Source organism: Thauera humireducens (genome assembly GCF_001051995.2).
In the GTDB taxonomy this organism is placed as follows: Bacteria; Pseudomonadota; Gammaproteobacteria; order Burkholderiales; family Rhodocyclaceae; genus Thauera; species Thauera humireducens.
The window spans coordinates 468,865-494,661 of sequence record NZ_CP014646.1 but is presented as its reverse complement, the minus strand read 5'-3'; the positions used below and the strand labels follow the sequence as shown (position 1 = coordinate 494,661).

The 25,797-nt window shown below is 65.9% G+C and carries 24 protein-coding genes and 3 tRNA genes; 20 read left to right on the top strand and 7 right to left on the bottom strand.

The window, feature by feature from the left end:
• Positions 1-68 precede the first annotated feature (68 nt).
• Together AC731_RS02345 and AC731_RS02340 are read left to right on the top strand one after the other, a co-directional pair.
• Positions 69-596, top strand: coding sequence for a cytochrome c oxidase subunit 3 family protein (locus AC731_RS02345; RefSeq protein WP_004253121.1), 528 nt, complete (start codon positions 69-71; stop codon positions 594-596).
• 16 nt (positions 597-612) lie between these two features.
• Positions 613-903 carry a cytochrome C oxidase subunit IV family protein gene (locus AC731_RS02340; protein WP_004253119.1) on the top strand — a complete coding sequence of 97 codons (291 nt, stop codon included), beginning with the start codon at positions 613-615 and terminating at the stop codon, positions 901-903.
• 31 nt (positions 904-934) lie between these two features.
• Here AC731_RS02340 and AC731_RS02335 read toward each other — a convergent pair whose 3' ends face one another.
• The 4 genes from AC731_RS02335 to queG form a co-directional block, all read right to left on the bottom strand.
• Positions 935-2,434 carry a type IV pili methyl-accepting chemotaxis transducer N-terminal domain-containing protein gene (locus AC731_RS02335; RefSeq protein ID WP_082794226.1) on the bottom strand — a complete coding sequence of 500 codons (1,500 nt, stop codon included), beginning with the start codon at positions 2,432-2,434 and terminating at the stop codon, positions 935-937.
• A 90-nt stretch (positions 2,435-2,524) separates the two neighbouring features.
• Complete coding sequence (locus AC731_RS02330; RefSeq protein WP_048708996.1) at positions 2,525-4,252, bottom strand: nitrite reductase; 1,728 nt, start codon at positions 4,250-4,252, stop codon at positions 2,525-2,527.
• A gap of 229 nt (positions 4,253-4,481) precedes the next feature.
• The gene (locus tag AC731_RS02325; protein WP_004253114.1) at positions 4,482-4,682 is read right to left on the bottom strand and encodes a SlyX family protein; all 201 of its coding nucleotides are present in this window, start codon (positions 4,680-4,682) and stop codon (positions 4,482-4,484) included.
• Positions 4,683-4,713: 31 nt separating this feature from the next.
• Entirely contained in the window at positions 4,714-5,790 is a 1,077-nt protein-coding gene (gene queG / locus AC731_RS02320) for a tRNA epoxyqueuosine(34) reductase QueG (protein WP_418081715.1), read from the bottom strand.
• 42 nt (positions 5,791-5,832) lie between these two features.
• Here queG and tsaE point away from each other — a divergent pair, with 42 nt between their 5' ends.
• The 7 genes from tsaE (at position 5,833) to ispH (ending at position 13,489) form a co-directional block, all read left to right on the top strand.
• The gene (tsaE, locus tag AC731_RS02315; RefSeq protein WP_004253112.1) at positions 5,833-6,354 is read left to right on the top strand and encodes a tRNA (adenosine(37)-N6)-threonylcarbamoyltransferase complex ATPase subunit type 1 TsaE; all 522 of its coding nucleotides are present in this window, start codon (positions 5,833-5,835) and stop codon (positions 6,352-6,354) included.
• Complete coding sequence (locus tag AC731_RS02310) at positions 6,303-7,673, top strand: N-acetylmuramoyl-L-alanine amidase (RefSeq protein WP_048708992.1); 1,371 nt, start codon at positions 6,303-6,305, stop codon at positions 7,671-7,673. The genes tsaE and AC731_RS02310 overlap by 52 nt, the downstream gene beginning before the upstream one ends.
• A gap of 100 nt (positions 7,674-7,773) precedes the next feature.
• Positions 7,774-8,718 carry a bifunctional riboflavin kinase/FAD synthetase gene (locus tag AC731_RS02305; protein WP_048708990.1) on the top strand — a complete coding sequence of 315 codons (945 nt, stop codon included), beginning with the start codon at positions 7,774-7,776 and terminating at the stop codon, positions 8,716-8,718.
• Positions 8,719-8,760: 42 nt separating this feature from the next.
• Positions 8,761-11,571, top strand: coding sequence for an isoleucine--tRNA ligase (ileS, locus tag AC731_RS02300; RefSeq protein ID WP_048708989.1), 2,811 nt, complete (start codon positions 8,761-8,763; stop codon positions 11,569-11,571).
• Positions 11,564-12,100: a signal peptidase II gene (gene lspA / locus AC731_RS02295; protein WP_048708987.1), complete on the top strand. Its 537-nt coding sequence runs from the start codon at positions 11,564-11,566 to the stop codon at positions 12,098-12,100. Before ileS ends, lspA begins: the two co-directional genes overlap by 8 nt.
• Positions 12,097-12,525, top strand: a complete 429-nt coding sequence (locus AC731_RS02290; protein WP_004253104.1) for an FKBP-type peptidyl-prolyl cis-trans isomerase — start codon at positions 12,097-12,099, stop codon at positions 12,523-12,525. The genes lspA and AC731_RS02290 overlap by 4 nt, the downstream gene beginning before the upstream one ends.
• A 25-nt stretch (positions 12,526-12,550) precedes the next feature.
• Entirely contained in the window at positions 12,551-13,489 is a 939-nt protein-coding gene (gene ispH, locus AC731_RS02285) for a 4-hydroxy-3-methylbut-2-enyl diphosphate reductase (protein WP_048708985.1), read from the top strand.
• Between the two features lie 340 nt (positions 13,490-13,829).
• Here ispH and AC731_RS02280 read toward each other — a convergent pair whose 3' ends face one another.
• Complete coding sequence (locus AC731_RS02280) at positions 13,830-14,936, bottom strand: aromatic ring-hydroxylating oxygenase subunit alpha (RefSeq protein WP_048708983.1); 1,107 nt, start codon at positions 14,934-14,936, stop codon at positions 13,830-13,832.
• Positions 14,937-15,060: 124 nt separating this feature from the next.
• Between AC731_RS02280 and AC731_RS02275 the strand changes: the two genes are divergently transcribed.
• The 10 genes from AC731_RS02275 (at position 15,061) to mltF (ending at position 22,566) form a co-directional block, all read left to right on the top strand.
• Positions 15,061-15,318 (top strand): exodeoxyribonuclease VII small subunit, encoded by a 258-nt coding sequence (locus AC731_RS02275; protein WP_048708981.1) that lies wholly within the window; start codon positions 15,061-15,063, stop codon positions 15,316-15,318.
• A complete protein-coding gene (locus AC731_RS02270) occupies positions 15,315-16,214 on the top strand; it encodes a polyprenyl synthetase family protein (RefSeq protein ID WP_048708980.1) in 900 nt (299 codons plus the stop codon). Before AC731_RS02275 ends, AC731_RS02270 begins: the two co-directional genes overlap by 4 nt.
• A 57-nt stretch (positions 16,215-16,271) precedes the next feature.
• Positions 16,272-18,131, top strand: a complete 1,860-nt coding sequence (dxs, locus tag AC731_RS02265) for a 1-deoxy-D-xylulose-5-phosphate synthase (protein WP_004253093.1) — start codon at positions 16,272-16,274, stop codon at positions 18,129-18,131.
• Positions 18,132-18,232: 101 nt separating this feature from the next.
• Entirely contained in the window at positions 18,233-19,039 is an 807-nt protein-coding gene (folE2, locus tag AC731_RS02260; protein WP_048708978.1) for a GTP cyclohydrolase FolE2, read from the top strand.
• Between the two features lie 169 nt (positions 19,040-19,208).
• Entirely contained in the window at positions 19,209-19,568 is a 360-nt protein-coding gene (locus AC731_RS02255) for a carboxymuconolactone decarboxylase family protein (protein WP_048708976.1), read from the top strand.
• Between the two features lie 60 nt (positions 19,569-19,628).
• Positions 19,629-19,718, top strand: a tRNA-Ser gene (locus tag AC731_RS02250).
• 62 nt (positions 19,719-19,780) lie between these two features.
• Positions 19,781-19,857: transfer RNA gene (locus tag AC731_RS02245), tRNA-Arg, on the top strand.
• Between the two features lie 44 nt (positions 19,858-19,901).
• Positions 19,902-19,978 (top strand) — tRNA-Arg (locus tag AC731_RS02240).
• A gap of 105 nt (positions 19,979-20,083) precedes the next feature.
• Positions 20,084-21,127 carry a DnaJ C-terminal domain-containing protein gene (locus tag AC731_RS02235; RefSeq protein WP_048708974.1) on the top strand — a complete coding sequence of 348 codons (1,044 nt, stop codon included), beginning with the start codon at positions 20,084-20,086 and terminating at the stop codon, positions 21,125-21,127.
• Positions 21,128-21,180: 53 nt separating this feature from the next.
• Positions 21,181-22,566: a membrane-bound lytic murein transglycosylase MltF gene (mltF, locus tag AC731_RS02230; protein WP_004253079.1), complete on the top strand. Its 1,386-nt coding sequence runs from the start codon at positions 21,181-21,183 to the stop codon at positions 22,564-22,566.
• A gap of 7 nt (positions 22,567-22,573) precedes the next feature.
• On the opposite strand, the gene serS is transcribed toward mltF, so the two are convergent.
• Positions 22,574-23,866, bottom strand: coding sequence for a serine--tRNA ligase (serS, locus tag AC731_RS02225; protein WP_004253076.1), 1,293 nt, complete (start codon positions 23,864-23,866; stop codon positions 22,574-22,576).
• Between the two features lie 265 nt (positions 23,867-24,131).
• On the opposite strand from serS, the gene AC731_RS02220 reads away from it, so the two are divergent.
• Positions 24,132-24,395, top strand: a complete 264-nt coding sequence (locus tag AC731_RS02220) for a hypothetical protein (RefSeq protein WP_004253074.1) — start codon at positions 24,132-24,134, stop codon at positions 24,393-24,395.
• On the opposite strand, the gene AC731_RS02215 is transcribed toward AC731_RS02220, so the two are convergent.
• Positions 24,367-25,782 carry a replication-associated recombination protein A gene (locus AC731_RS02215; RefSeq protein WP_048708972.1) on the bottom strand — a complete coding sequence of 472 codons (1,416 nt, stop codon included), beginning with the start codon at positions 25,780-25,782 and terminating at the stop codon, positions 24,367-24,369. The genes AC731_RS02220 and AC731_RS02215 overlap by 29 nt on opposite strands.
• Positions 25,783-25,797: the final 15 nt, after the last annotated feature.

The following is a 25,797-nucleotide window of genomic DNA, read 5'->3' as shown; positions in this document are numbered from 1 at the left end:
CCGTGTCGTACGCCGCCACCCTGCCCGACGCTCCACCCGCCCCCGGCCGCATCCCGGGCAGCAAGGCGATGTGGGTCGGCATCTTCTGCGAGGTGACCGAATTCGCGCTGATGTTCGCGGTGTACTTCATCGCGCGCGCGCATCACCCCGAGGTCTTCCGCGCCGGCCCGGAGCGACTGTCGCTGCTGGCCGGCACCGGCTACACGCTGATGCTGCTGACCAGCGGCTGGTGCGTGGCACGCGCAGTGCACGCCATGCGCGCCGGACGCCGGAAGGCGAGCCTGCGCTGGCTGCTGGGCGCGTTCGTGTTCGGTCTCGGCTACCCGGTGATCAAGCTGTTCGAAGTGCGCTGGAACCTCGCCCACGGTCTCGACGGCGATGCCGGCGTATTCATCGTCACCTACTACTACCTGACCTTCAACCACCTGATCCACGTGTTCTGGGGGCTGCTCGGCCTGATCTGGGTGATGCTGCGCACCGGCACCGGCTCCTACTCGGCCGACGAGCATTCGGGACTGGAGGCCTTTGCCTGCTACTGGCACGCGACGGACATCATCTGGCTGATGATCTTTCCGCTGTTCTACGTGCTGCGCTGAGCCTGGAGACGATGCCATGAACGAGATCCGCAAGCTCGACCTCGCCTGGCTGGGACTGGTCGTGCTGAGCGTGGTCGGCGCCGCGCTCGGCGGCAGCCCGGACACCGGCTTCGGCGTCACCGTGCTGGTCGCGCTGGTGATGGGCATCAAGGTCCGCATCGTGTGCGACCGTTTCCTCGAACTGCCGACGGCCCGGCGCGGCATCCGGCTGGCGATGCACGGCTTCTGCTACGGCATGCCGATTCTGGTGATCCTCACCAGCGCCTTCGGCGACATGCTCGCACGGCTGACCGGCGCGCTGGTCTGATGCGCCCCGTTGGTCCGCGGCGTGTCATGCCCTAGGCGGCCGGCGCCGGCGTCAGCCGCTCATAGAGCTTCACTGCGGTATCCACATGGCGTAACAGCCGGTCGGCCTCGCCGACCACCGCCCGCACATGCTGCGCGCGCTGCACGCGCATCACATCGGGTGCCAGCGCACGCAGGAAGCGCTGCCACTGGTCCGACACTTCCTGCAGTTGCCCAGACAGTTCGGGAAGGCGCCGCCCGCTGTGGCGCAGTTCGTCGAGGTTGCGCTCGAACTCACCGGTTGCCGCGTCGATCTCGTCCTGGATGCGCGCCGGCTCGGCCACCCACTCGCGAAACACGAACAGCTTGCCGATGCGCTGCGACAACATGCGGTTGCGACCGGCCACATTGACGTAATGCGCGTCCGGCAGCCCGAACGCCTGCTCGGCCGCGCTGGTGAGCCGGTCGGCCGCATCGAGCACGGTTTCGCTGGCGGCAAGCACCCGCTTCGCCCGCGCCGGCGTCGCGCCGTCCTCGGCCAGCGCGGCACGGTAATCGGGCCAGGCCTCGACCACGGCCACGCGCCCCGACTCCAGGAGATCGGGCATCCCCAGCGCCTCGAGACGGGCCAGCACGCGCTCGAACTCGTGCACCAGCCGCCGCAGGCGCACCGCGGCCTTCTCCACCGACAGGCCCGCCGCGATCAGTGCCCAGGCGATGGCCATGCGCTGCGACAGCATGCGACAGCGACCGCACAGGTTGACCAGTGCCCCGGGCGCGATACGCGCACCGGACGGCACGCCCTGGGCCTTGCCCTTGCGCACGAAGCGCAGGCGCTGGCCCGACTTGCCGGCTTCGATATCGCTCAGCGCGGCGTGCTGGACGTGCACCTTGCGCCCCTCGACGACGACCACACCTTGATCGCTGAGTTGGCGCAGGCTGCGTGAAAAGGACTCGGGGGTCATGCCGATGCGGGCCGCAATGATCTTCTTGCTGGCCTTCAGCACGACCGTGGTCTCGCCGGCGAGACCGATGCGATCACCCGCCTGCGCGAGCAGGTAGTCGAGGATGCGTTGTGCGCCGGTGGCCCCCGAATGGTGGCCGGAAACGTCGAACTCGATCGCGCACTGGCGCTTCGCCAGCGTCTGCACGATCCGCCAGCTCAACGCAGGGTCCTTCTGGATGGCCCCGCGCAGGCGGCGGATGTCGATCGCAACGACGACGCTGTGGGCGAGCGCCCTGCACGATGCGCCGTAATGCGTGCGCGCCAGTAGTTCGCCGAGCGCGAGCACCTGCGGCGCCTGCGCCAGTTCCAGCACCTTCTCGTTGCCGGTGGGCAGCAGGTGCTCGCGCGCCACGCTGCCGCTGGCCAGCACGAAGGCCTCGTGGATCGGATCCTCGGCACGGTAGAGCAGGCTCTGCGCGTTCAGTTCGAGCACGCGGCTACCCACCGCCAGTTCGTCGAACAAGGCCGCCGGCAGGCCGGCAAAGAGCGGCTCGGCCGCCAGCAGCTTGCGTTGCGCCCAAAGGGCGTCCCTCGTTGGGGCGATCACTTCAACGACACCTCTAGATGGTTCGGCAAGGCGACGGACTGAGCAATCCGGGGAGGGGCTGCCCTCTCCCCCGAGGGACTCGCAGGCGCCTCAGTACACGTCGTGTTGCGTGTTGTAGACGTTGAACTTGCCCGTCGGCGTGATCAACCTGGGATCACGGATCACGGCCTTGAGCTTGCGCGTCCTGTCATCGACGACGACGATCGCCGACTCCTGGTCCGCACCATTCCAGACCGAGAACCAGACCTCGTCGCCCGCCTTATTGTATTCCGGCTGAACGACGCGCTTCGGGCCGGCCTTGACGCCGGACCACTCGCCGACGGGGATCAGCTCGTAGCCCTTGTCGATGTTGTCGATGTCCCACACGGCAACCGACTGGCTGATCTTCTCGTCCGGGTTCAGCGTGGTGTCGGCCCACAGGTTCTTCGACGTCGGATGCGTCTTCAGGAACAGCGATCCGCCCCCCAGGCCCTTCAGCGTGCGCACCACCTTCCAGGCATTGTCCGGGTGCTGGTGCGGATCGGTGCCGATCAAGGAGATCGTCTCGTCGCCCAGGTGGCCGGTGGCCCATACCGGGCCGAACTTCGGATCGACGAAGTTCGCGCCACGACCCGGGTGCGGCACCTTGCCCACGTCGACCAGTTTCTCCAGCTTGCCTTCCTTGGTATCGATGACCGCGATCTTGTCCGATGCGTTGGCTGCGTCCATGAAGTAGCGGTGCGTGGACTCGAAGCCCCCGTCGTGCAGGAAGGGCGCCGCCTCGATCATCTTGATGCTCAGGTTCTCGAGGTCGCGATAGTCCACCGAATACACCATGCCGGTTTCCTTCACATTGACGAAGAATTCCGGATTGAAGTGCGAGGACACGATCGCGGCCACGCGCGGCTCGGGGTGATAGTCCTGGGTGCCGGTGACCATGCCGCGGGTGGAGACGATCTTGCGCGGCTGCAGCGTGTCGCCGTCCATGATCACGAACTGCGGCGGCCAGTAGGTGCCGGCGATGGCGTACTTGTCCTCCCAGCCCTTGGCCTTGGAGCTCTCCACCGAGCGCGCCTCGAGGCCGACCTTGATCTCCGCGACCGTGTCCGGCTTCTCCATCCACAGGTCGATCAGGTTGATCTTGGCATCGCGGCCGATCACGAACAGGTAGCGGCCCGAGGCCGACATGCGCGAGATGTGCACCGCGTAGCCGGTCTCGAGAACGCTGACGATCTTCTTGCTGTCGCCGTCGATCAGCGCGATCTTGCCGTCATCGCGCAGCGTCACCGAGAACAGGTTCTCGAGATTGAGATCGTTCATCTTCTTCGTCGGACGTTTTTCGACCGGGACGACGACCTTCCACGACGCTTCCATTTCCTTGAGGCCGTACTCGGGCGGCGCCGGCGGCGTCTGCTGGATGTAGCGCGCCATCAGGTCGACCTCGTCGTCGCTCAGCACACCGGACGTACCCCAGTTCGGCATGCCGCCGGGCGAACCGTACTTGATGAAGACCTTCAGGTACTCGAGCCCCTTCTCCAGCGTGATGTCGGGCGTCAGCGCCTTGCCGGTCGCCCCCTTGCGCAGCACGCCGTGGCAGCCGGCACAACGCTCGAAGAAGATGCGCTTGGCCTTGTCGAACTCGGGCTCGGACATGCGCGGCGCCAGCGGGTTGATGTCGTGGTGCATCGGCACGTCGGCCATCGGCGAGCCGCCGGCCTGGTACTCCTTCATCGCCGCATCGCCATGTCCGGCCGGGGCCTCGGCGAAGGCCACCTGACATGCGAGCGCGAGCGTCGACACCGCAAGCACCCCGAACTGCTTCAAAGCTGCTGACTTCATGGTCCCTTCTCCTGGCTGAAAACGAAATCGGTGGCGCAATTTCGCAAGCAGGAAAATCGCCGCTTTGATGAAAATCAAGAGGGCCTAAAACCCCGGTCGGCGTGCGGGTTTCAGGCCAAACCGGACTTGATCGAGGGTAAGGGTGTCGCTTCCTGCCGGTCTCCCGGGCCCGGCCGAGGGTGTCGCGAACACGCGCGCGCGTCCGCCTCCGAGGCGTTCCGTGGATGTCCTACCAGTGCGGCGGGATCTCGTCTTCCGGACGGTTCGGCGCGCCCGGCTGGATGGTCTTGACCTGCTGCGCCAGCTGTCGCACCTGCTCGCGCAGCAGGTCGAGCTCCTGCTGCTGGCGCCAAACGGTGCGGTTCAGTTCGTCGAGCTGATCCTCGGCCGACATGATCTTGGTTTCGAGCGCTTCGAGGCGGTCTTCCATGCGGGTATCCGGTGAGTTGAGGGGCGCGATTCTAGCCGGCAAGGGGCGCGCCATGCCGCGCCAGCGCCCATGCCACGTGTTCGCGCACCAGGGCCGAGGGATGGTCGGCGCGCGCCTGCAAGGCGGCGAGCACATCCGGCGCGGCCGGCGCGTTGCCCAGCGCCACCGCGATGTTGCGCAGCCAGCGTTCGTGACCGATGCGATGGATCGGGCTGCCGGCAGTGCGTTCGGCAAACACCGCCTCGCTCCAGGCGAACAGTTCGACGAGGCGCGCAGTGTCCAGGCCATGACGCGGCGCGAAGTCGCCCTCCGCCGTCAGGCGTGCGAAGCGGTTCCACGGGCACGCCAGCTGGCAGTCGTCGCAGCCATAGATGCGATTGCCCAGCGACGGGCGCAGCGCCTCGGGAATCGGGCCGTGCAGTTCGATCGTCAGATAGGAGATGCAGCGCCGCGCGTCGACCTGGTAGGGCGCGACGATGGCGCCGGTCGGACAGGCGTCGATGCAGGCGGTGCAGCGACCGCAGTGCGGTTCGACCGGCTCATCGACCGGCAGCGGCAGGTCGGTGAAGATCTCACCGAGGAAGAAATAGGAGCCGGCGCTGCGATCCAGCAGCAAGGTGTGCTTGCCGCGCCAGCCCAGCCCGTTGCGACTGGCCAGCTCGACCTCGAGTACCGGCGCCGAGTCCGTGAACACGCGGTACGCGTGCGGCACCTCGGCGGCGATCCGCTCGGCCAGCTTCTGCAGCCGGTTGCGCAAGACCTTGTGGTAGTCGCGCCCCAGTGCATAGCGCGAGACGTAGGCACGCTGGCCATCGGCCAGGTTCGCTCCGGCATCGGCGGCGTCGGGCCAGTAGTCGAGCCGCAGGCTGATCACGCGCAGGGTTCCGGGCACCAGTTCGGCCGGACGCGCACGCTTCATGCCGTGGCGCGCCATATAATCCATCCCGCCGTGAAAACCGGCATTCAGCCATGCCGTGAGCCCGGGCTCGGCCTCGTGCAGGTCGGTGTCCGCGACGCCGACGGCGCCGAAACCGAGTTCCGCCGCCCACTGGCGGATGCGGGCCAGCAGGGCGGCCCCGTCGAACGGGGTGCCATCGGCACCCGCCATGCCGTCTGCCGCCGCGTTTTCAGCCATCAACGAGAGGATTCCATGATCGAGTTGCTCAAGGCCGCCGATGATAGCGGCGCCCGCCTCCGCGCGCACTTGCCCGCCGAGGCCGACACCGAAGCCATCGGCGCCGCACTGGCCGCCACCCTGCGTCCGGGGCTCAGAATCTGGCTGCAGGGCAACCTCGGCATGGGCAAGACGACGCTCACGCGCGGGCTGCTGCGGGCACTCGGTCACGAAGGCAAGGTGAAAAGTCCGACATACACCTTGATTGAACCTTACGTTGTTTCTAGATTAGACTTATATCACTTTGATTTTTATCGCTTCAATTCGCCCGAAGAATATCTGGACGCGGGGCTGGACGAATACTTCGCGAGTCAGGGCGTATGTGTAGTGGAATGGCCGGACAAAGCCGCCCCCTATCTGCCGCCGCCTGACCTCGAAATCCGGCTCGAAACCCATGATTCCGGGCGGTTTGTGGAGATCGATGGCAATACGGATGCGGGGCGGACATGCGTGATCGAACTGGGGAAAGCATTGCGGGGCGCGGACCCGGCGTCCTGACGGAGCCGGATGCTGCGCTTGCGCAGGGCATCGATCGTCGTCGCCTGCTCAAGTTCGCCGGGGCGACGCTGGCCCTGCTGGTCAGCCCTGTCGGCCACGCAGCGCCGGCCAGCCTGCTCGCCGTTCGCGTCTGGCCGTCGGCCGAATACACCCGCATCACGCTCGAGGGCTCGACCACCCTGCGCTATAGCCACATGCTGGTGCCCGACCCCGACCGACTGGTGGTCGACCTCGAGGGCGTTCACCTCGACAGCGTGCTGCAGTCCCTGCCCTCCAAGGTCATGGAGTCCGACCCGTACATCCGCCTGATCCGCGCGGGCCAGAACCGCCCCGGTGTCGTGCGCGTGGTGGTCGAACTGAAAGCGCCGGTGAATCCGCAGGTGTTCACCCTTGCACCGGTCGGCAACTACGGCCACCGTCTGGTGCTCGACCTGCACTCGACCGAGGAGCACGACCCGCTGCTGGCGCTGATCATGAAGGATTCGCCGATGGACGCCGCGGCGGGCGACGCTGGCCAGGACAGCGCCCAGGCCAGCGTTTCCGACAACGGGAATCCGCCGGCGGAACGCAGCACCGCCCGCCGCGCCGACCCGAACGTCAATCGCCTGTTTACCGTCGTGCTCGATCCGGGCCACGGCGGCGAAGACCCGGGTGCGATCGGCGCCGCGGGCAGCTACGAGAAGAACGTCACGCTCTCCATCGCCCGCCGCCTCAAGCGCAAGATCGACGCCGAACCGAACATGCGCGCGGTGCTGACGCGCGACGGCGACTATTTCGTGCCGCTGCAGCAGCGTGTCACGCGCGCGCGCCGCGTGCGTGCCGACCTCTTCGTGTCCATCCACGCCGACGCCTTCGTCAAACCCGAGGCCAACGGCAGCTCGGTCTACGTGCTGTCCGAGCGCGGCGCCTCGAGTACCGCGGCACGCTGGCTGGCGCAAAAGGAAAACGACGCCGACCTCGTTGGTGGCGTCAATCTCGCCCGCCAGGACGGCCACATCGCCCGCACCCTGCTCGATCTGTCGCAGACCGCGACGATCAACGACAGCCTCAAGCTCGGCCGCGCCATGCTCGGCGAGATCGGCGGCATCAACCGCCTGCACAAGCAGGATGTCGAACAGGCGGGCTTCGCGGTCCTGAAGGCGCCGGACATCCCCTCGGTGCTCGTCGAGACGGCCTTCATAAGCAACCCGCAGGAAGAGCGCCGCCTGAACGACGAGGCCTACCAGGAAAAAATGGCCAACGCCCTGCTGCGCGGAATCCGGCGCTACTTCGAGACCAACCCGCCAGCGGGTACGACGCGCGTCGCCCAACTCGGCTGAACACCCCGCGGCCTGCGGACCCTATCGCAACCGACGCGGTCCGCGGCAAGCCCGCACGGTCGCGCTTTGCCGTTATAATTGCCGCTTTTTTCAGGCGCTTATGCGGGTTTTTCGCGGGATTCCCGAGCGAGCCGACACCGCCGCGGTGCTGACCATCGGCAACTTCGATGGTGTCCACCTCGGCCATCAGGCGCTGCTCAAGCTACTCACCGACAAGGCGCGTTCACTCGGCCTGCCGGCTGTCGTGCTCACATTCGAACCGCACCCGCGTGAGTACTTCAGCCCGTCCGACGCCCCCGCCCGCCTCGCCTCGCTGCGCGAGAAGCTGCTGCTGCTGGGCGCCGCAGGTGTCGACCGTACCTACGTGTGCCGCTTCGACGCCCGCTTTGCATCGCAGACCGCGCAAGCCTTCATCGAGGACACGCTGGTCCGTGGGTTGGGTGTGCGCCACCTTTTCGTCGGCGACGACTTCTGCTTCGGCGCGCGCCGTCAGGGCAACTTCGCGATGCTGCAGGCGGCGGGCGACAGACATGGCTTCGGGGTCGAATCCATGCCGACGCTCGGCGTCCAGGGCGAGCGTGTATCGAGCTCCGCGGTACGCGACGCGCTCGGCGAGGACGACCTGGAGCATGCCGCGCGCCTGCTCGGGCGCCCTTACAGCATTGCCGGCCGCGTCAGCCATGGCGACAAGATCGGTCGCCAGCTGGGCTTCCCGACCGCCAACATCCAGATGAAGCACCGCCGGCCGGCGCTCACCGGCGTCTATGCAGTGGGCGTCGAAGGACTAGCCGGCAAGCGCATCGCCGGGGTGGCGAACATCGGCGTTCGTCCCACCGCGACATCCGCAGGACGCGCGCGTCTGGAAGTGCATCTCTTCGACTGGACGCAGAGCTGCTATGGCGCCCACATCCGCGTGCACTTCCTGCACAAGCTGCGTGCCGAGCGCAAGTTCGAATCGCTCGACGCCCTGCGCACCCAGATTGCACTCGACGCCGACATCGCACGGCAGTGGTTTGCCGACCACCCCGACCGCCTTCAGGCCTGAACGGCCCGAGCCCCAAGAACCCACAAGACTGACGTTTACGCCATGGCCGACTACCGCAAGACGCTCAACCTGCCCGACACGCCCTTCCCGATGCGCGGCGACCTGCCCAAGCGCGAGCCGAACTGGATCGCCGACTGGCAGCAAAGGAAGCTCTACCAGCGCATCCGCAAGGCCAGCGCCGGCCGGCCCAAGTTCGTGCTGCACGACGGCCCGCCCTACGCCAACGGCAGCCTGCACATCGGCCATGCGCTGAACAAGATCCTCAAGGACATCATCGTGCGCTCGAAGACCCTCGCCGGCTTCGACGCGCCCTATGTGCCGGGCTGGGACTGCCACGGTCTGCCGATCGAGCACAAGGTCGAGGTCACCCACGGCAAAAACCTGCCCGCCGACAAGGTGCGTGAGCTGTGCCGCGCCTACGCCGCCGAGCAGATCGAGATCCAGAAGGCCGACTTCATCCGCCTCGGCGTGCTCGGCGACTGGGACAACCCCTACCGCACGATGGACTTCGCCAACGAAGCCAACGAGATCCGCGCGCTGGCCGAGATGACGAAGAACGGCTACGTGTTCAAGGGCCTGAAGCCGGTCAACTGGTGCTTCGACTGTGGCTCGGCGCTGGCCGAAGCCGAGGTGGAGTACGCCGACAAGCAGTCGCCGACGATCGACGTCGCCTTCCCGGTGGCCGAGGCTGACAAGCTCGCTGCCGCCTTCGGCCTGGCCAAGCTCGACAAGCCCGCCGCCGCGGTGATCTGGACCACCACCCCGTGGACCATCCCCGCCAACCAGGCCCTCAACGCCCACCCCGAGTTCGACTATGCGCTGGTGGACGTGGGTGATCGTCTTCTGGTGCTCGCCAGGGAACTGGTCGAGACCGCCCTGCAGCGCTACCAGCGCGAAGGCACGATCGTCGCGACCGCCAAGGGCGTGGCGCTCGACCGCATCGCGTTCCGCCATCCCTTCTACGACCGTGTCTCGCCGGTGTATCTGGCCGATTACGTCGGCGTGGACGCCGGCACCGGCATCGTGCATTCGGCACCGGCGCATGGCGTGGACGACTTCAACTCGTGGCGCGCCTACGGCCGCAGCAACGAGGAGATCCTGTCGCTGGTCATGGGTGGCGGCGAGTACGTGCCCGACCTGCCCTTCTTCGGCGGCATGAACATCTGGAAGGCCAACGCCGCCATCGTCGACAAGCTCGCCGAAGTCGGCGCCCTGCTGTCGCACGGCAAGATCACCCACAGCTACATGCACTGCTGGCGCCACAAGACGCCGCTGGTGTATCGCGCCACCGCGCAATGGTTCGTCGGCATGGACAAGACGGCCGCCGACGGTTCGACGCTGCGCGAGCGCGCGCTGCGCGCGGTGGAAGCCACCAAGTTCTACCCCGGCTGGGGCCAGGCGCGCCTGCACGCGATGCTCGCCAACCGCCCCGACTGGTGCATCTCGCGCCAGCGCAACTGGGGCGTGCCGATCCCCTTCTTCCTGCACAAGGAAACCGGCGAGCTGCATCCGCGCACCGTCGAACTGATGGAGGAAGTCGCGCTGCGCGTAGAGAAGGAAGGCATCGAGGCCTGGTTCAAGCTCGACGCTGCGGACTTGCTCGGCGCCGAAGCCGGCCAGTACGACAAGATCAGTGACACCCTCGACGTCTGGTTCGACTCCGGCACCACCCACAAGCACGTGCTGCGCGGCTCGCACAACGACGGCCACCCCGAAGGACCGCGCGCCGACATGTACCTGGAAGGCTCGGACCAGCACCGCGGCTGGTTCCACTCATCGCTGCTCACCGGCTGCGCGATCGACGGCCACGCACCGTATCGCAGCCTGCTCACCCACGGTTTCGCGGTGGACGGCGCCGGGCGCAAGATGAGCAAGTCGCTCGGCAACGTGGTCGTGCCGCAGGAAGTCACCGGCAAGCTCGGCGCCGAGATCCTGCGCCTGTGGGTCGCGTCGACCGATTACTCGGGCGAGCTGTCGATCTCGAAGGAGATCCTCGACCGCGTGGTCGAGGTCTATCGCCGCATCCGCAACACGCTGCGCTTCCTGCTCGCCAACACCGCCGACTTCGACATCGCCAAGGACGCGGTGCCGCTCGAGCAGTGGATGGACCTCGACCGCTACGCGCTCGCCTTCACCCGCCAGATGGCGCAGCAGGCCGAGGCCGACTACGCGAAGATGGAGTTCCACCGCATCGTGCAGGCGCTTCAGGTGTTCTGCGCCGAGGACCTCGGCGCCTTCTATCTCGACATCCTGAAAGACCGCCTATACACCACGGCTGCCGGCAGCCTGCCGCGCCGTGCCGCGCAGACCGCGTTGTGGCACATCACCCAGACGCTGCTCAAGCTGATGGCGCCGATCCTGTCCTTCACCGCCGAGGAAGCCTGGTCCATCCTGAACCCGGCCAAGGCCGGCGAGGAACCCGACAGCGTGATGCTGCACACCTTCCATGCCCTGCCCGCCCAGGAAGGCGAAGCCGGCCTGATCGCGCGCTGGGAGATCATCCGCGCCGTGCGCAGCGAGGGCCTGAAGGTGATCGAGGCGCTGCGCACCGAGGGCAAGGTGGGCGCCTCGCTGCAGGCCGAACTGAGCCTGGCGCTGACCGCCGACAAGTTCGCCGCGATGACCAGCCTGGGCGAGGACCTGCGCTTCGTCACCATGACCTCGGCCGCAACCCTCGTCCAGGTGGCCAACGCGGAGGACGAGCGCATCGTCGCCACGCCCAGTGCCGCGCAGAAGTGCGAGCGCTGCTGGCATTACGTGGAATCGGTTGGCAGCCAGACCGAACACCCCACGCTGTGCGGCCGCTGCGTGAGCAACCTGTTCGGCGACGGCGAGACGCGTATCCATGCCTGACGTACTGCCCGCGATGCACAAGACCTCGACGCGTCCCGCACTGGCCGCCATGGCGCCCTGGATCGCCCTGGCGATCGCGGTCGCCGTGCTCGACCAGGCGAGCAAGCAATGGGTGCTCAACAGCCTGCACCACGGCCAGATCATCCCGGTCACCGGCTTCTTCGACCTGGTGCTGGTGTTCAATCCGGGTGCGGCCTTCAGCTTTCTTGCCGACCACGACGGCTGGCAGCGCTGGTTCTTCACCGGGCTCGCCACCGTGATCTGCGGCTGGTTGCTGGCGCTGACCTGGCAGCACCGCGACGAGAAACTGTTGCCGACCGCCTTCGCCCTGATCATCGGCGGTGCCGTCGGCAACGTGTATGACCGCCTCGTGCATGGCGCAGTCGTCGATTTCCTGCATTTCCACTACGCCGGCTGGAGCTGGCCGGCGTTCAACCTGGCCGACTCGGCCATTACCGTCGGCGTGGTGCTGATGCTGTGGGGACAATTCCGCCACGACCGCCGCCCGACCCCGGAGAAGCCATCTTGAGCCAAGTCGTCCAAGCCAACAGCCTGGTCACGCTGCACTACCGCATCTCGCTGCCCAACGGGCAGCCGCTGATCAGCACCTTCAATGCCACGCCCGCCACCCTGCAACTGGGCGCGGGCGAAATGCTGCCGGCGATGGAGCAGCTGATGATCGGCCTCGCCCCCGGCACGCACCACGTGTTCGAGCTGGAAGCGGAACAGGCCTTCGGCCCGCACCGTCCCGAGCTCATCGAGCGCGTGAAGCGCGAACACATGCCGGACGAGGAGATCGAGCCGATGAGCATCATGGAATTCACCGCGCCCGACGGCTCGCGCTACTCGGGTCTGGTGCGCGAAATCGACGAACAGTCCGCGCTGATCGACTTCAATCACCCGCTCGCTGGCAAATCCATCCGCTTCGAGGTGGAAGTGATCGGCGTGTCCTGAGCCCTGCGCCCCACAGAGACGAAACATGAGCGACAAGGAAATCCTGCTGGCCAACCCGCGCGGCTTCTGCGCCGGCGTCGAACGCGCGATCGAGATCGTCGAGCGCGCGCTGCAGCGCTTCGGCGCGCCCATCTACGTGCGCCACGAAGTCGTGCACAACAAGTTCGTCGTCGACGACCTGCGCAACAAGGGCGCGATCTTCGTCGAGGAACTCGACGAAGTCCCCACCGGCAACACCGTGATCTTCTCGGCCCACGGCGTATCGCTGGCAGTGCGCGAGGAAGCGGAGAAACGCGGCCTGCGCGTGTTCGACGCCACCTGCCCGCTGGTGACCAAGGTGCACATCGAGGTCGGCCGCATGCGCGAGCAGGGCCGCGAGATCATCATGATCGGCCACAAGGGCCACCCCGAGGTCGAGGGCACGATGGGCCAGGTCAAGACCGGCATCCATCTGGTCGAGACCCCGGAAGACGTCGCCACGCTGCAGGTCGCCAATCCGGATCTGCTGGCCTATGTCACGCAGACCACGCTGTCGGTGGACGATGCGGCAAACATCGTGAACGCCTTGCGCGCGCGCTTCCCGAACATCGCCGGACCGAAGAAGGACGACATCTGCTACGCCACGCAGAACCGCCAGGATGCGGTGAAGTTCATGACCCCGCACGCGGACGTGGTGTTCGTGGTCGGCTCGAAGAACAGCTCGAACTCCAACCGCCTGCGCGAAGTGGCGGAACTGCGGGGCGTGCCGGCCTATCTGGTCGACAACGCGGCAGGCATCGACCCGGCCTGGGTCGAAGGCAAGCGCCGCGTCGGCGTCACCGCGGGGGCATCGGCGCCGGAGGTGCTGGTCGAGGAAGTGATCGCGCGGCTCAAGGAACTGAGCGGCGGCTCGGTGCGCAACCTCGACGGCGTGCCGGAGAAGGTGACCTTTCCGCTGCCGAAGGAACTGCAGGACGTTCGCTGAAAAGCGCTTCGAAGCGTCTCCTTAAGCGCTCCGAAGGCGCCATGCGGGGCATTCCTTCCATCGGCTGCGGAACTCGCCCTACGGGCTCGGACAGTCCTCGCCGACTCCAGGAATACCCCGCACGCCGCTCACGTGATCGGTACTGAAGAGCCCGCCCAGTTTAGAAGGCGGGTTGCAGCGGGGCCGACCCGCACCGATCAGTGGAGTGGTGTGCGGGGTGTTTGCGCAGCTGGCGAGGACTGTCCGAGCGAGGAATCGAGCGAGTTCCGCAGCCAGCGGAGCGAATACCCCGCACATCACGCCCCGGACACGCCACGGCGCCCCGCCCGCCTGAAGCGCCTTACCTCCCGATGTGCGGCTCCATGATCCGCCGGTAGAACTCGTGGAAATGCTGCATGCCGTCCTCGAACGGCGACTGGTACGGACCGACCTCGTTACGGCCTTCCTTGTATAGCGCCAGCCGCCCGCGGTCCATCCGCTCGCCGATGTCGTCGTCCTCGATGGCGGTCTCCATGTAGGCGGCCTGCTCGGCCTCGACGAACTCGCGCTCGAACTCGACGATGTCCTCCGGGTAGTAGAACTCCACCACGTTGGTCGTCCTGTCGATGTCGGTCGGGATCAGCGTGCTCACCACCAGCACGTGCGGATACCACTCCACCATGATGTTGGGGTAGTAGGTCAGCCAGATCGCCCCATGCTCGGGCTTCTTCTCGCCGTAGTAGTCGAGCACCGCCTTGTGCCACTTGGCGTAGGTCGCCGAGCCCGGCTTGGCCAGCGAGGTGATCCCCACCTGCTGTACCGAATACCAGTCGCCGAACTGCCAGGTCAGGTCGTCGCAGGTCACGAAACTGCCCAGGCCCGGATGGAAAGGCACGACGTGGTAGTCCTCGAGATAGACCTCGATGAAGGTCTTCCAGTTGTAGTTGCACTGGTGGATTTCGACGCGGTCGAGCTTGTAGCCGGAGAAGTCCAGTTCAGGCGCGACCTTCATGCCCGCGAGGTCGGCATTGGCCGAGCGCGGCCCCTTGAACAGCAGGCCATGCCAGTTTTCCAGCACATCGCGCTTGAGTCCCAGGCAAGGTTTCTCGGCGAAATGCGGCGCCCCGATGAGGTCGCCCTGCTGGTTGTAGGTCCAGCGGTGCACCGGGCACACGATGTGCTCGGCTGTGCCACTGCCCTGCAGCATGATGGCCTGACGATGGCGGCAGACGTTCGACATCTGGTGAATGCCGGCTTCGGTGCGGAACAGTAGCTTGGAGTGATCCAGCCACTCGAGCGAACGGTAGTTGCCGACCTCAGGCACCATCAGCTCGTGGCCGACGTACCCCGGACCGGCATCGAAGAGGAGTTGCTTCTCCAGTTCGAACACCTTCTCGTCGAAGTACCACGAAACAGGCAGTTGCGAAACAGCCTGGGCCAGTTGAGCCTTGGAAGCGATGTCGGTCATCCCCGAACCCCCCTTGCGGACAAGAAATCCGGAAAAATAAACAGGTTAGTGTAAGCCACCCTCTGTTTGACCGCCAGACCTGCCATCGGTTATTTTCCCGCTTTTGCCGCGCAGATATTCATCCATGCCAAAGTCGGCGACCTCCCCCAAGTCATTCGAAGCTGCGGTTTCCGAACTCGAAGCCATCGTGCAGGAGATGGAGTCCGGAAACCTGCCACTGGAAGAGGCGCTGACGCGCTACCAGCGCGGCGTCGGCCTGCTGCGTTATTGCCAGGGTACGCTCGCGAACGCCGAACAGCGCATCAAGGTGCTCGAAGGCGACACACTGGTCGCATTCGGCAACGAAAGCGGTCAGGCCGCGAACACGGGAGATGCCGAATGAGCACCACTCAGTCCTTCAAGGAATGGATGCTCCAGGTGCAGCAGCGCACCGAGGTCGCACTGGACACCTTGCTGCCCGCCGCGGCGATTGCCCCCCAGCGTCTGCATGAAGCCATGCGCTACGCGGTACTGGGCGGCGGCAAGCGTGTCCGCCCGCTGCTGACGCATGCAGCCGGCGAGTTCGCGGGTGCGTCGGCCGAGCGACTGGATCGCGTGTCCTGTGCGGTCGAGCTGATCCACGCCTATTCGCTGGTGCATGACGACATGCCCTGCATGGACAACGACGTGCTGCGTCGCGGCAAGCCGACCGTGCACGTCGAATACGACGAGGCCACCGCGCTGCTGGTTGGCGACGCCCTGCAGACGCTCGCCTTCCAGTCCCTGACCGATGCAGAGACGGCCGACACGCCGCAGACGCAGCTCAAGATGCTCGGCCTGCTGGCGACGGCATCGGGCTCGCGCGGGATGGCCGGCGGCCAGGCGATCGACCTCGCTGCGGTGGGCAAGCAGCTGAGCCGCGAGGAGCTGGAGTTCATGCACATCCACAAGACCGGAGCGCTGATTCGCGCCGCCGTGCTGCTGGGTGCGCATGCCGGACGCAGCCTGGACGACGCGACCCTGGAGCGCCTGGACCATTACGCCAAGGTCGTCGGCCTGCTGTTCCAGGTCGTGGACGACATCCTTGATGCCGAGGCCGACACCGCCACGCTCGGCAAGACCGCGGGCAAGGACGCCGACAATGACAAGCCGACCTACGTGAGCCTGCTCGGCCTCGCCGACGCCAAACGTCTGGCGGAAGACATGCTGGCCGACGCCCGTGCGACACTGTCGCCCCTGGGCGCCGCTGCCGCGCGCCTCGAATCCCTGGCCGACTACATCGTGCACCGCGCCTTCTAGGCAAGCGACCGCCCGACCGACGCCCACGAACGAACACGACTCAGACTCGGACCGCCCATGTCCTACCCCACCCTGGAACGCATCAGCTCACCTGCCGACCTGCGCGCACTCGACCGCCGCGAGCTCGACACGGCTGCTCAGGAATTGCGTGCCTTCCTGATCGAATCGGTCTCCAAGACCGGCGGCCACCTCTCGTCAAACCTCGGCACGGTCGAACTGAGCATCGCGCTGCATCGGGTGTTCGACACGCCCTACGACCGTATCGTGTGGGACGTCGGCCACCAGACCTACGGCCACAAGGTACTCACCGGCCGCCGCGAGGCGATGTCCGGCCTGCGCCACTGGGGCGGCATCTCGGGTTTCCCGCGACGCTGCGAGAGCGAATACGACACCTTTGGCACCGCACACTCGTCGACCTCGATCTCGGCGGCACTGGGCATGGCTGTCGCCGCCCGTGCGCGCAAGGAAGACCGCCATGCCATCGCCGTCATCGGCGACGGCGCGATGAGCGCCGGCATGGCCTTCGAGGCGCTCAACAACGCCGGCGACATCGAGGACATCAACCTGCTGGTGATCCTCAACGACAACGAGATGTCGATCTCGCCGCCGGTCGGCGCACTCACCAAGATCCTCGCCCGAATGCTCTCAGGCTCGACCTACAACACGGCGCGCCGCGTTGGCGAAAAGGTGCTGGGCATGGCCCCGCCGGTCGCCGAGTTGGCGCGCAAGGTCGAAGAGTACGCAAAGGGAATGATCAGCCCGGGAACGCTGTTCGAGGAATTCGGATTCCGCTACTACGGCCCCATCGACGGCCATGACCTCGACGCGCTGATCCCGACGCTGCAGAACCTCAAGAAGCTCAAGGGTCCGCAGTTCCTGCACGTGATCACGAAGAAGGGTCAGGGTTACAAACTGGCCGAAGCCGATCCGATTCTCTATCACGGCGTTTCCAAGTTCGACCACACGGCAGGCATCCAGACCGGCAAGGGGGCAGGCAAGCTCACCTACACCCAGGTCTTCGGCGACTGGCTGTGCGACATGGCGAAGGCCGATCCGCGCATCGTCGGCATCACTCCCGCGATGCGCGAAGGCTCGGGCCTGGTGCGCTTTGCCCACGAGTACCCGGATCGCTACTTCGACGTCGGTATCGCCGAGCAGCACGCCGTGACCTTCGCCGCAGGCATGGCCTGCGAAGGCTTCATCCCGGTGGTAGCGATCTACTCCACCTTCCTGCAGCGCGCCTACGACCAGTTGATCCACGACGTCGCGCTGCAGAACCTGCCGGTCGTGTTCGCCATCGACCGTGGCGGCCTGGTCGGCGCGGACGGCGCCACCCACCACGGCGCCTACGACCTGTCCTACCTCGCCTGCATCCCCAACATGGTGGTGATGGCGCCGGCGGACGAAAACGAATGCCGCCAGATGCTCTACACGGCCACGCAACACCCGGGACCGACCGCCGTGCGCTACCCGCGCGGCAGCGGCACCGGCGCGGCGCCGGCGGCACAGATGCAGGCCCTGCCGATCGGCAAGGCCGAAGTTCGGCGCGCCGGCAAGCGGGTCGCCTTGCTGGCCTACGGCAGCATGGTCGGCGTGGCCGAGCGGGTCGGCGAGACGCTGGACGCCACCGTGGTCAACATGCGCTTCGTCAAGCCGCTCGACGAAGCACTGCTCGCCGAACTCGCTGGCAGCCACGAACTGTTCGTGACCCTCGAGGAGAACGCCGTGGTCGGCGGCGCCGGCGCCGAAGTCTCGCGCTTCGTCGATACGCTGCCACAGCGCCCGCGCGTGCTGCGCCTCGGCCTGCCCGACCGCTTCATCGACCACGGCGACCAGGCGCAACTGCTCGCCTCGGTAGGCCTCGACGAAGCCGGCATCCTCGCCAGTATCGGGAAAGTCAATCAGATCGATAGTTGAGCATTTTTGTCGGGAAAGCTAAGATGGCAACCCTGTTGCAACTGGGTTGCATGTCATGCGGGCGCGGCAGGCCGCCCCGCAGCCTTTCCTGAGAGCCGCTCATGAACACCCCCACCGATGCACCCATGCCCGACGTCCAGAGCAGCGCGGACACGCGGCAGATCGCGATCAACAAGGTCGGCATCAAGTCGATCCGCCATCCCGTCAAGGTCAGCGACAAGACCGGTGGCGTCCAGCACACCGTCGCCAGCTTCAACATGTACGTCGGGCTGCCCCACAACTTCAAGGGCACCCACATGTCGCGCTTCGTCGAGATCCTGAATTCGAACGAACGCGACATCTCGGTCGAATCCTTCGAACCGATGCTCCGTGCCATGGTCGAGCGCCTCGAGGCCGAGACCGGCCATGTCGAGATGAGCTTCCCCTACTTCATCAACAAGGCCGCACCTGTTTCCGGCGTGAACAGCCTGCTCGATTACGACGTCACCTTCATCGGCGAGATCCGTGAAGGTGACCGCTACGAGTTCACGATGAAGATCGTGGTGCCGGTCACGAGCCTGTGTCCCTGCTCCAAGAAGATCTCGGACTATGGCGCGCACAACCAGCGCTCGCACATCACCGTGACCGCGGTGCTCAACGACCACCTGTGGATCGAGGACATGGTGCAGCTGGTCGAAAGCCAGGCCTCCTGCGAGGTCTTCGGCCTGCTCAAGCGACCGGACGAGAAATGGGTCACCGAGCGCGCCTACGACAATCCCAAGTTCGTCGAGGACCTCGTGCGCGACGTCGCCGGCCTGCTCAATGCCGAACCTCGCATCGACGCCTACGTCGTGGAATCCGAGAACTTCGAATCCATCCACAACCACTCCGCGTACGCCCTGATCGAGTGCGACAAGCGCCGCCCCTGAGCGTCGCCCGCGTTTCAATCCTGCCTGCGGCGGCCATCCTCCAAAGGGACGGCCGCCGTTTCGCTTTCCGGCCGATTCGTTTGCCGCATGCATGAATCGACAAGGCCAATGCCCCTCGCCCGCACTTTCGGATTAAAATAAGCATTTCCTTAAATACGGAGTCGCCGCGATGTCCTCCAAGTCCTTCGTCCAGATCACCACCGACGTATCCAAGGCGCTCGCCACGCTGCGCAAGGAGACCCCGGAAACGATGCAGGGCTTCAGCGCGATGGCCAAAGGCGCACTGCAGGATGGCGTCTTGAGCGAACTGCAGAAGGAACTGATCGCCCTGGCGATCGCTGTCACCCAACGCTGCGACGCCTGCGTCGGCTTCCACATCAAGGCCTTGATCCGACTCGGCGCCAGCCGCGAGCAGATCATGGAAACCTTGGGCGTATGCACCTACATGGGCGGCGGCCCGGCCCTGATGTATGCGGCCGAAGCGGTTCGTGCGTATGAGGAAATGGCACCGAAGACCCCCACAGCTTAAAAATTTCACGCAAGGGCGTTTACTTCCCCGGATTACGCCCTATAATGCCGACCTTCGAGCGGAGAGGTGGCAGAGTGGTCGAATGTACCTGACTCGAAATCAGGCGTAGGTGCAAGCCTACCGTGGGTTCGAATCCCACCCTCTCCGCCAAAAAACACTTGAAGATGCGGAATTAAGCGTTATAATCCCGCTCCTTCGCAGTGCAGCAAAAAGCGCCCGTAGCTCATCTGGATAGAGTACCTGGCTACGAACCAGGGGGTAGGAGGTTCGAATCCTTCCGGGCGCGCCAGTTTTTCAGGCCTTTCGATGACGGGCCCTAAACGTTTCGAGATTGCGCCCGTAGCTCATCTGGATAGAGTACCTGGCTACGAACCAGGGGGTAGGAGGTTCGAATCCTTCCGGGCGCGCCAGCTTCGCGCAAAAGGCCCAGTCTCCGGACTGGGCCTTTTGCGTTTCGGCACCGTCTCGACACCCAAGCGCTCTGGAGCCCCTCCTCCATCAGGCAGACGCCAATCATGCACGACGCTTACGAACTGCTCGGCCTGGAGCCCGGCGCGACCCGGGCCGAAATCAGGCGTGCGTTTCGCCGGCTGGCGATGCGCTGGCATCCCGATCGGAATGGCGACCCCCTGGCCGCAGAACACTTCAAGGCACTGCGTCAGGCGCACGACACGCTGCTCGATGAAATCGAGAAGGGCCTGGCCAGCACCGGGCCGACATCGGACGACGATGCGAACACGCGGCGAGCCGCACCCGAGGCGGAAGCGGCGCGCGCCGCCGCCAATGCCGAGCCGCGCGGCGCAGATCGCTTCATGGAGCTTGAGCTCACATTCGAAGAGGCCTTCCGCGGGGGGCAGAAGCCGCTATGTCTGCAACAGTCTTCGCCCTGCGCCCACTGCGACGGCGAGGGCGAGGTGACCCTTGCGCACACGCGTCTGTGCGAACCCTGCCGCGGCTCCGGCCGCGTGGGAGGCAGCAGGCACCTGACACGCTGCGAGGGCTGCGGCGGTCGTGGCTATCGCAATACAACGCCCTGCCCGCACTGCCACGGGCAGGGCAACACAACGCTCGAGCGCTGGCTCGCAGTCAGCCTTCCCGCAGGGCTGATCGATGGCGACACCCTGCGCCTGGCCGGCGAAGGCGAGCCGCCCGCAGAACACCATGGTCTCCCGGGCAACCTTCATCTGCACATACGTCTTCAGCCGCATGCGCTCTTCGGACGCCAGGGCCGCGATCTGCGCCTGCAGCGTCCCGTAAGCGCCGTTCGTCTGCTGCTCGGTGGCGATCTTCAGATCCCCCATCCAGACGGAACGCGCACGCTCTCGCTCGCCCCAGGCAGCACGGCCCCGCGCGAGCTCCGTATCCCCGGTGCGGGCTTTCCGGCGCGCGGCGAACGCCCTGCGGGAGACCTGATCGTCGAGTTGCGCCCCGTCATGCTGTCGCATGCCGACGACACGCTTCAGCCCTTGCTCGAAGCCCTCGAGCGGGAACTCCAGGGCGCGCTGGCACATCACCTACCGGAACTGGCCGCCTGGCAGGCACAATGGCTACCCGATTGAGCTCACTCACGGACGTGCCCGGCCTGAGCGCAGGCACAACACCGGGATACACGATGCTCCGACTGCTCCTGATTGCCCTGCTGAGCCTTGTCCTGGCCGCCTGTGCCCCGAGCGAAACCCCGCGCGTGGGCGACTATCGCAGCGTCGGTGAGTTGCGCGTGGCAACCCGCCACGACGCCATCTCATACCGCCTCGACGAGGACGGCCGCGCCAGTGGCTTCGAGCACGATCTGCTGCTTGCACTCGGTGACACGCTGGGCGTACCCGTGCGTTTCGTGCCCTATCCCGATGCCGCACGCGCGCTCGACGCCGTCATCAACGGCCAGGTCCATATGGCCGCCGCCGGCCTAGGACGCAACGATCGCCTGCCACTGAGCTGGTCGCAATCCTTGCGTGAGGTGGAGTACGTCATCGTCGGACGCAGCGATGGACGAGCGGTCAACGCCGAGAAGGATCTTGCGGGACGTACCGTATCCGTGCGTCGCGGCACACTCGCCGCCGACAAGGTGTCGGAGATCCGCAAGCGCCTGCCGGGCGTTAACGTGCATTTCCCGACCCGGAGCGCCGAGGAGAAGCTGCTGAGCGATCTGGCCGAAGGCAGACTCGACCTCGTCGCCACCGATCGCCTGCATTTCGTCTTTGCCGCACGCATCCATCCCGAACTCGAAATCGTGCATGAACTGCCTGGCCGCTCAGGCATCGCCTGGGCGCTGCCTCAGGCGGGAGGCGCACTCGCGACCGACATTGCGGCCTTCCTCACGGAGATCACCGCCAGTGGCCGCCTGGCACGCATCGCCGATCGCTACTTCGGCCACGTGCGGCGGCTCGACGAAGCCGACGTCGCCACCTTCCTGAGCCGCATTCGCGAGCGCCTGCCGCGCTACCGCCCCTTCTTCCACGAGGCCGAAGCCCTGACCGGCCTCGACTGGCGTTACATCGCGGCCGTCGCCTACCAGGAGTCGCACTGGGATCCCCACGCCACCTCGTTCACCGGTGTGCGCGGCATGATGATGCTGACGGCGGACACCGCCGATCACCTCGGCGTCGAGAACCGGCTGGATGCGCGCCAGAGCATCCTGGGTGGCGCCCGCTACCTGGACATGCTCAGGGAGCAACTGCCGGACGACCTCCCCGAGCCGGATCGAACGTGGATGGCGACCGCGGCCTACAACCTGGGCATGGGCCACATGAAAGGCGCGCGCACCATCGCACGCGGCCTCGGCAAGGACGACCGCTCGTGGTGGGACATGAAGTCGGTGCTGCCGCTGCTGTCGAGACCGCAATACGCACAGCGGCTGAAAGCCGGGCCGGCACGCGGCGGCGAAGCGGTGGTGATGACGGAAAACGTGCGCAGCTTCCACGACATCCTGCTACGCCTCGAGGCCCCCTACGAGCCGGCACTGGCCCTGCCCCGCCTGAGGCTGGGCCAGACCGACTGAGCCCTGCTTACAACGCCGGCTCGAGCACCTCGACGCCGCCCATGTAGGGCACCAGCGCCTTGGGAATCACGATGGCACCGTCCGCGCGCTGATAGTTCTCCAGCACCGCTACGAGCGTGCGACCCACCGCCAGGCCAGAACCATTGAGCGTGTGCACCAACTCGTTCTTGCCCTGGGCGTTCTTGAAGCGCGCCTGCATGCGGCGTGCCTGGAAGGCCTCGCAGTTCGAGCAGCTCGAGATCTCGCGATAGGTGTTCTGCGCCGGCAGCCAGACCTCGAGGTCGTAGGTCTTCGCCGCGGAAAAGCCCATGTCGCCGGTGCACAGCGTAATCACGCGGTAGGGCAGCTCGAGCTTCTGCAGGATGGCCTCGGCGTGGCCGACCATCTGCTCCAGCGCCTCGTAGCTGGTCGACGGCTCGACGACCTGCACCATCTCGACCTTGTCGAACTGGTGCTGGCGAATCATGCCGCGCACGTCGCGGCCACCGCTGCCCGCCTCCGAGCGGAAGCAGGGGCTGTGCGCCGTCATGCGGATCGGCAGCGCATCCAGCGCCAGCACGTCCTCGCGCACGCTGTTGGTCAGCGTGATCTCGGCAGTCGGGATCAGGTACTGCTCGACACCTTCCTCGTCGCCGCCGCGCAGCACCCAGAACAGGTCTTCCTTGAACTTGGGCAGCTGGCCAGTCCCGAACAAGGCCTCGCGGTTGACGATGTAGGGCGTGTAGCACTCGGTGTAGCCGTGCTCGCGCGTGTGGGTGTCGAGCATGAACTGCGCCAGCGCACGGTGCAGGCGCGCGATCGGGCCGCGCAGGAAGGCAAAACGCGAACCCGACAACTTGGCGCCGGTCTCGAAATCCAGACCCAGCGGCGCACCGAGATCGACGTGGTCGCGCACCTCGAAGTCGAACTGCGCCGGCATCCCCCAGCGGCGCACCTCGACGTTGCCGCTCTCGTCCTCGCCGACCGGCACGCTCTCGTGCGGCAGGTTGGGCAGGCGGGCCACGAAGTCGTTGATGCGCTCCAGCAGGCCGGGCAGAGCCTGCTCGCAGGCCTTCAGCTCATCGCCGAGTTGCGCCACCTCGGCCATCACCGGCGCGACGTCCTCGCCCTTGCCCTTGAGCATGCCGATCTGCTTCGACAAGGCGTTGCGCCGCGCCTGCAGTTCCTGGGTGCGGGTCTGCAGTTGCTTGCGTTCGTCCTCGAGTGCCTGAAAGGCAGCGCTGTCCAGTTGCAGTCCGCGGCTGGCCAGGCGAGCGGCAACCACATCGATCTGGCTGCGCAGAAGTTGAATGTCGAGCATCGGTCGTTCCTGAAATCGTTATTGAGTCATCGACTTGGCGTCGAAATCTGAAGTGGAGCCTGGAACAGATTCAACAAGTATCTGATCCGAAACGGCATCCAGGACGTCGCACCACGATGATGCGACGCACAAAATTAACTATCGAGATCAATCACTTAGAGAGTTGACCCTACGTAAATCGAACTTGCAATTTCTCTATCGTCGAATATGTTTAAAGGAGTCATCAAGCCGCACCAGACGGTAACGATCAAAGGAGGATTACGGCATGCTATCCATTCGAGACTGCCTCGACTACTGCGACCTTACCGACGATGAGGTCTCGCTCATCGCCGAGCATGAGGGCATTCCCGACGTGGCTGCGGCACAGATGGCCTGCGGTCTGGTTCAGACGCCCGAAGGCGTCTTGATGCTGACCCACTACATGCTCGACCTCATCGAGCGGGCCAGTGAACGCGGCGACGAACGGAAGGCGCAATTGGCACGCAGGGTGTGCGAGCGTTTCATGTCCGATCACCCCCTGCCACATTGAGGTCGTCACGATCTTGCCCGGATGTCCCCTCCGGGTTTGCACCCGTCGCGGGAGCAGCAGGCTTCCCGAGGCGGGTGCTTTCTTGTTGCGCGGCGGCGTCCAGCGCCCGGAGATGGGCGAGCTTGTCGCCAATCCGGGCTTCCATGCCCCGTGGCGTGGGCTGGTACCAGCCCGGCCGCGGCATGCCCTCAGGCAGGTAGTCTTCCCCGGCCGCATACGCCTCGGGCTCGTCATGTGCGTAGCGGTAGGTCTTGCCGTAGCCCAGCTCCTTCATCAGCCGGGTCGGCGCATTGCGCAGGTGCAGCGGCACAGGACGTGAGCCATCCCGCTTCACGAAATCGCGCGCCGCGTTGTAGGCCTTGTAAGCGGCGTTGGACTTGGCCGCACAGGCCAGAAAGATCGTCGCCTGCGCCAATGCCAGCTCGCCCTCCGGCGAGCCGAGGCGCTCGTAGGTCGCGCAGGCGTTCAGGCTGATTTCGAGCGCGCGCGGATCGGCGAGACCAATGTCCTCCACCGCCATGCGGATCAGCCGTCGTCCGAGATAGAGCGGATCGGCCCCACCGTCGAGCATGCGGCACAGCCAGTACAGCGCGGCATCCGGGTCAGAACCGCGCACCGACTTGTGCAGCGCCGAGATCTGGTCGTAGAAAGCCTCACCGCCCTTATCGAAGCGCCGCAGGTTCTGCGACAGCGCAGCGTCGATGAAATCCGCCGTCACCGGTGCCACCGCGGCCGTCTCGGCCGCCACCTGCACCTGCTCGATCAGGTTCATCAGGCGGCGTGCATCGCCATCGGCAAAGCCGATCATGCGATCCCGCGCATCATCGTCGATGGCCAGCGCCGGGCAGGCAATCTGCCATGCTCGCCCGAACAGCATCTGCATCGCACCGGCGTCCAGCGGCTCGAGCACATACACGGTGGCACGCGACAGCAGCGCCGAATTGACCTCGAAGGATGGATTCTCGGTGGTGGCGCCGATGAAGGTCACCAGCCCCTGCTCGACGTATGGCAGGAATGCATCCTGCTGCGACTTGTTGAAGCGATGGACTTCATCCACGAACAGGATCGTATGCCGTCCGCGCGCCTTGGCGGCCTGCGCCTGCTGGATCGCCTCCCGAATCTCCTTGACCCCGGAGAACACCGCCGAGAGCGCGACGAAATCGGCATCGAAGCCTTGCGCCATCAGCCGGGCGAGCGTCGTCTTGCCAACACCGGGTGGCCCCCACAGGATCATCGAATGCGGCTTGCGCGCGGCAAAGGCCAGGCGCAAGGGCTTTCCGGGACCCAGCAGGTGCTGCTGCCCCGCAACCTCGTCCAGCGATTTCGGCCGCATGCGCTCGGCCAGCGGGACGCGTGGCGGCTCGATCGATTCGAACAGGTCGGCCATCGGGAAGTACCGTGA

Coding starts and splice junctions, on each gene's coding strand:
- AC731_RS02345 (WP_004253121.1), top strand. CDS start 69: ATGTGGGTCGGCATCTTCTGCGAGGTGACCGAATTCGCGCTGATGTTC.
- AC731_RS02340 (WP_004253119.1), top strand. CDS start 613: ATGAACGAGATCCGCAAGCTCGACCTCGCCTGGCTGGGACTGGTCGTG.
- AC731_RS02330 (WP_048708996.1), bottom strand. CDS start 4,252: ATGAAGTCAGCAGCTTTGAAGCAGTTCGGGGTGCTTGCGGTGTCGACG.
- AC731_RS02325 (WP_004253114.1), bottom strand. CDS start 4,682: ATGGAAGACCGCCTCGAAGCGCTCGAAACCAAGATCATGTCGGCCGAG.
- queG (WP_418081715.1), bottom strand. CDS start 5,790: ATGGCGGGTGCCGATGGCACCCCGTTCGACGGGGCCGCCCTGCTGGCC.
- tsaE (WP_004253112.1), top strand. CDS start 5,833: ATGATCGAGTTGCTCAAGGCCGCCGATGATAGCGGCGCCCGCCTCCGC.
- AC731_RS02310 (WP_048708992.1), top strand. CDS start 6,303: ATGCGTGATCGAACTGGGGAAAGCATTGCGGGGCGCGGACCCGGCGTC.
- AC731_RS02305 (WP_048708990.1), top strand. CDS start 7,774: ATGCGGGTTTTTCGCGGGATTCCCGAGCGAGCCGACACCGCCGCGGTG.
- ileS (WP_048708989.1), top strand. CDS start 8,761: ATGGCCGACTACCGCAAGACGCTCAACCTGCCCGACACGCCCTTCCCG.
- lspA (WP_048708987.1), top strand. CDS start 11,564: ATGCCTGACGTACTGCCCGCGATGCACAAGACCTCGACGCGTCCCGCA.
- ispH (WP_048708985.1), top strand. CDS start 12,551: ATGAGCGACAAGGAAATCCTGCTGGCCAACCCGCGCGGCTTCTGCGCC.
- AC731_RS02280 (WP_048708983.1), bottom strand. CDS start 14,936: ATGACCGACATCGCTTCCAAGGCTCAACTGGCCCAGGCTGTTTCGCAA.
- AC731_RS02275 (WP_048708981.1), top strand. CDS start 15,061: ATGCCAAAGTCGGCGACCTCCCCCAAGTCATTCGAAGCTGCGGTTTCC.
- AC731_RS02270 (WP_048708980.1), top strand. CDS start 15,315: ATGAGCACCACTCAGTCCTTCAAGGAATGGATGCTCCAGGTGCAGCAG.
- dxs (WP_004253093.1), top strand. CDS start 16,272: ATGTCCTACCCCACCCTGGAACGCATCAGCTCACCTGCCGACCTGCGC.
- folE2 (WP_048708978.1), top strand. CDS start 18,233: ATGAACACCCCCACCGATGCACCCATGCCCGACGTCCAGAGCAGCGCG.
- AC731_RS02255 (WP_048708976.1), top strand. CDS start 19,209: ATGTCCTCCAAGTCCTTCGTCCAGATCACCACCGACGTATCCAAGGCG.
- AC731_RS02235 (WP_048708974.1), top strand. CDS start 20,084: ATGCACGACGCTTACGAACTGCTCGGCCTGGAGCCCGGCGCGACCCGG.
- mltF (WP_004253079.1), top strand. CDS start 21,181: ATGCTCCGACTGCTCCTGATTGCCCTGCTGAGCCTTGTCCTGGCCGCC.
- serS (WP_004253076.1), bottom strand. CDS start 23,866: ATGCTCGACATTCAACTTCTGCGCAGCCAGATCGATGTGGTTGCCGCT.
- AC731_RS02220 (WP_004253074.1), top strand. CDS start 24,132: ATGCTATCCATTCGAGACTGCCTCGACTACTGCGACCTTACCGACGAT.
- AC731_RS02215 (WP_048708972.1), bottom strand. CDS start 25,782: ATGGCCGACCTGTTCGAATCGATCGAGCCGCCACGCGTCCCGCTGGCC.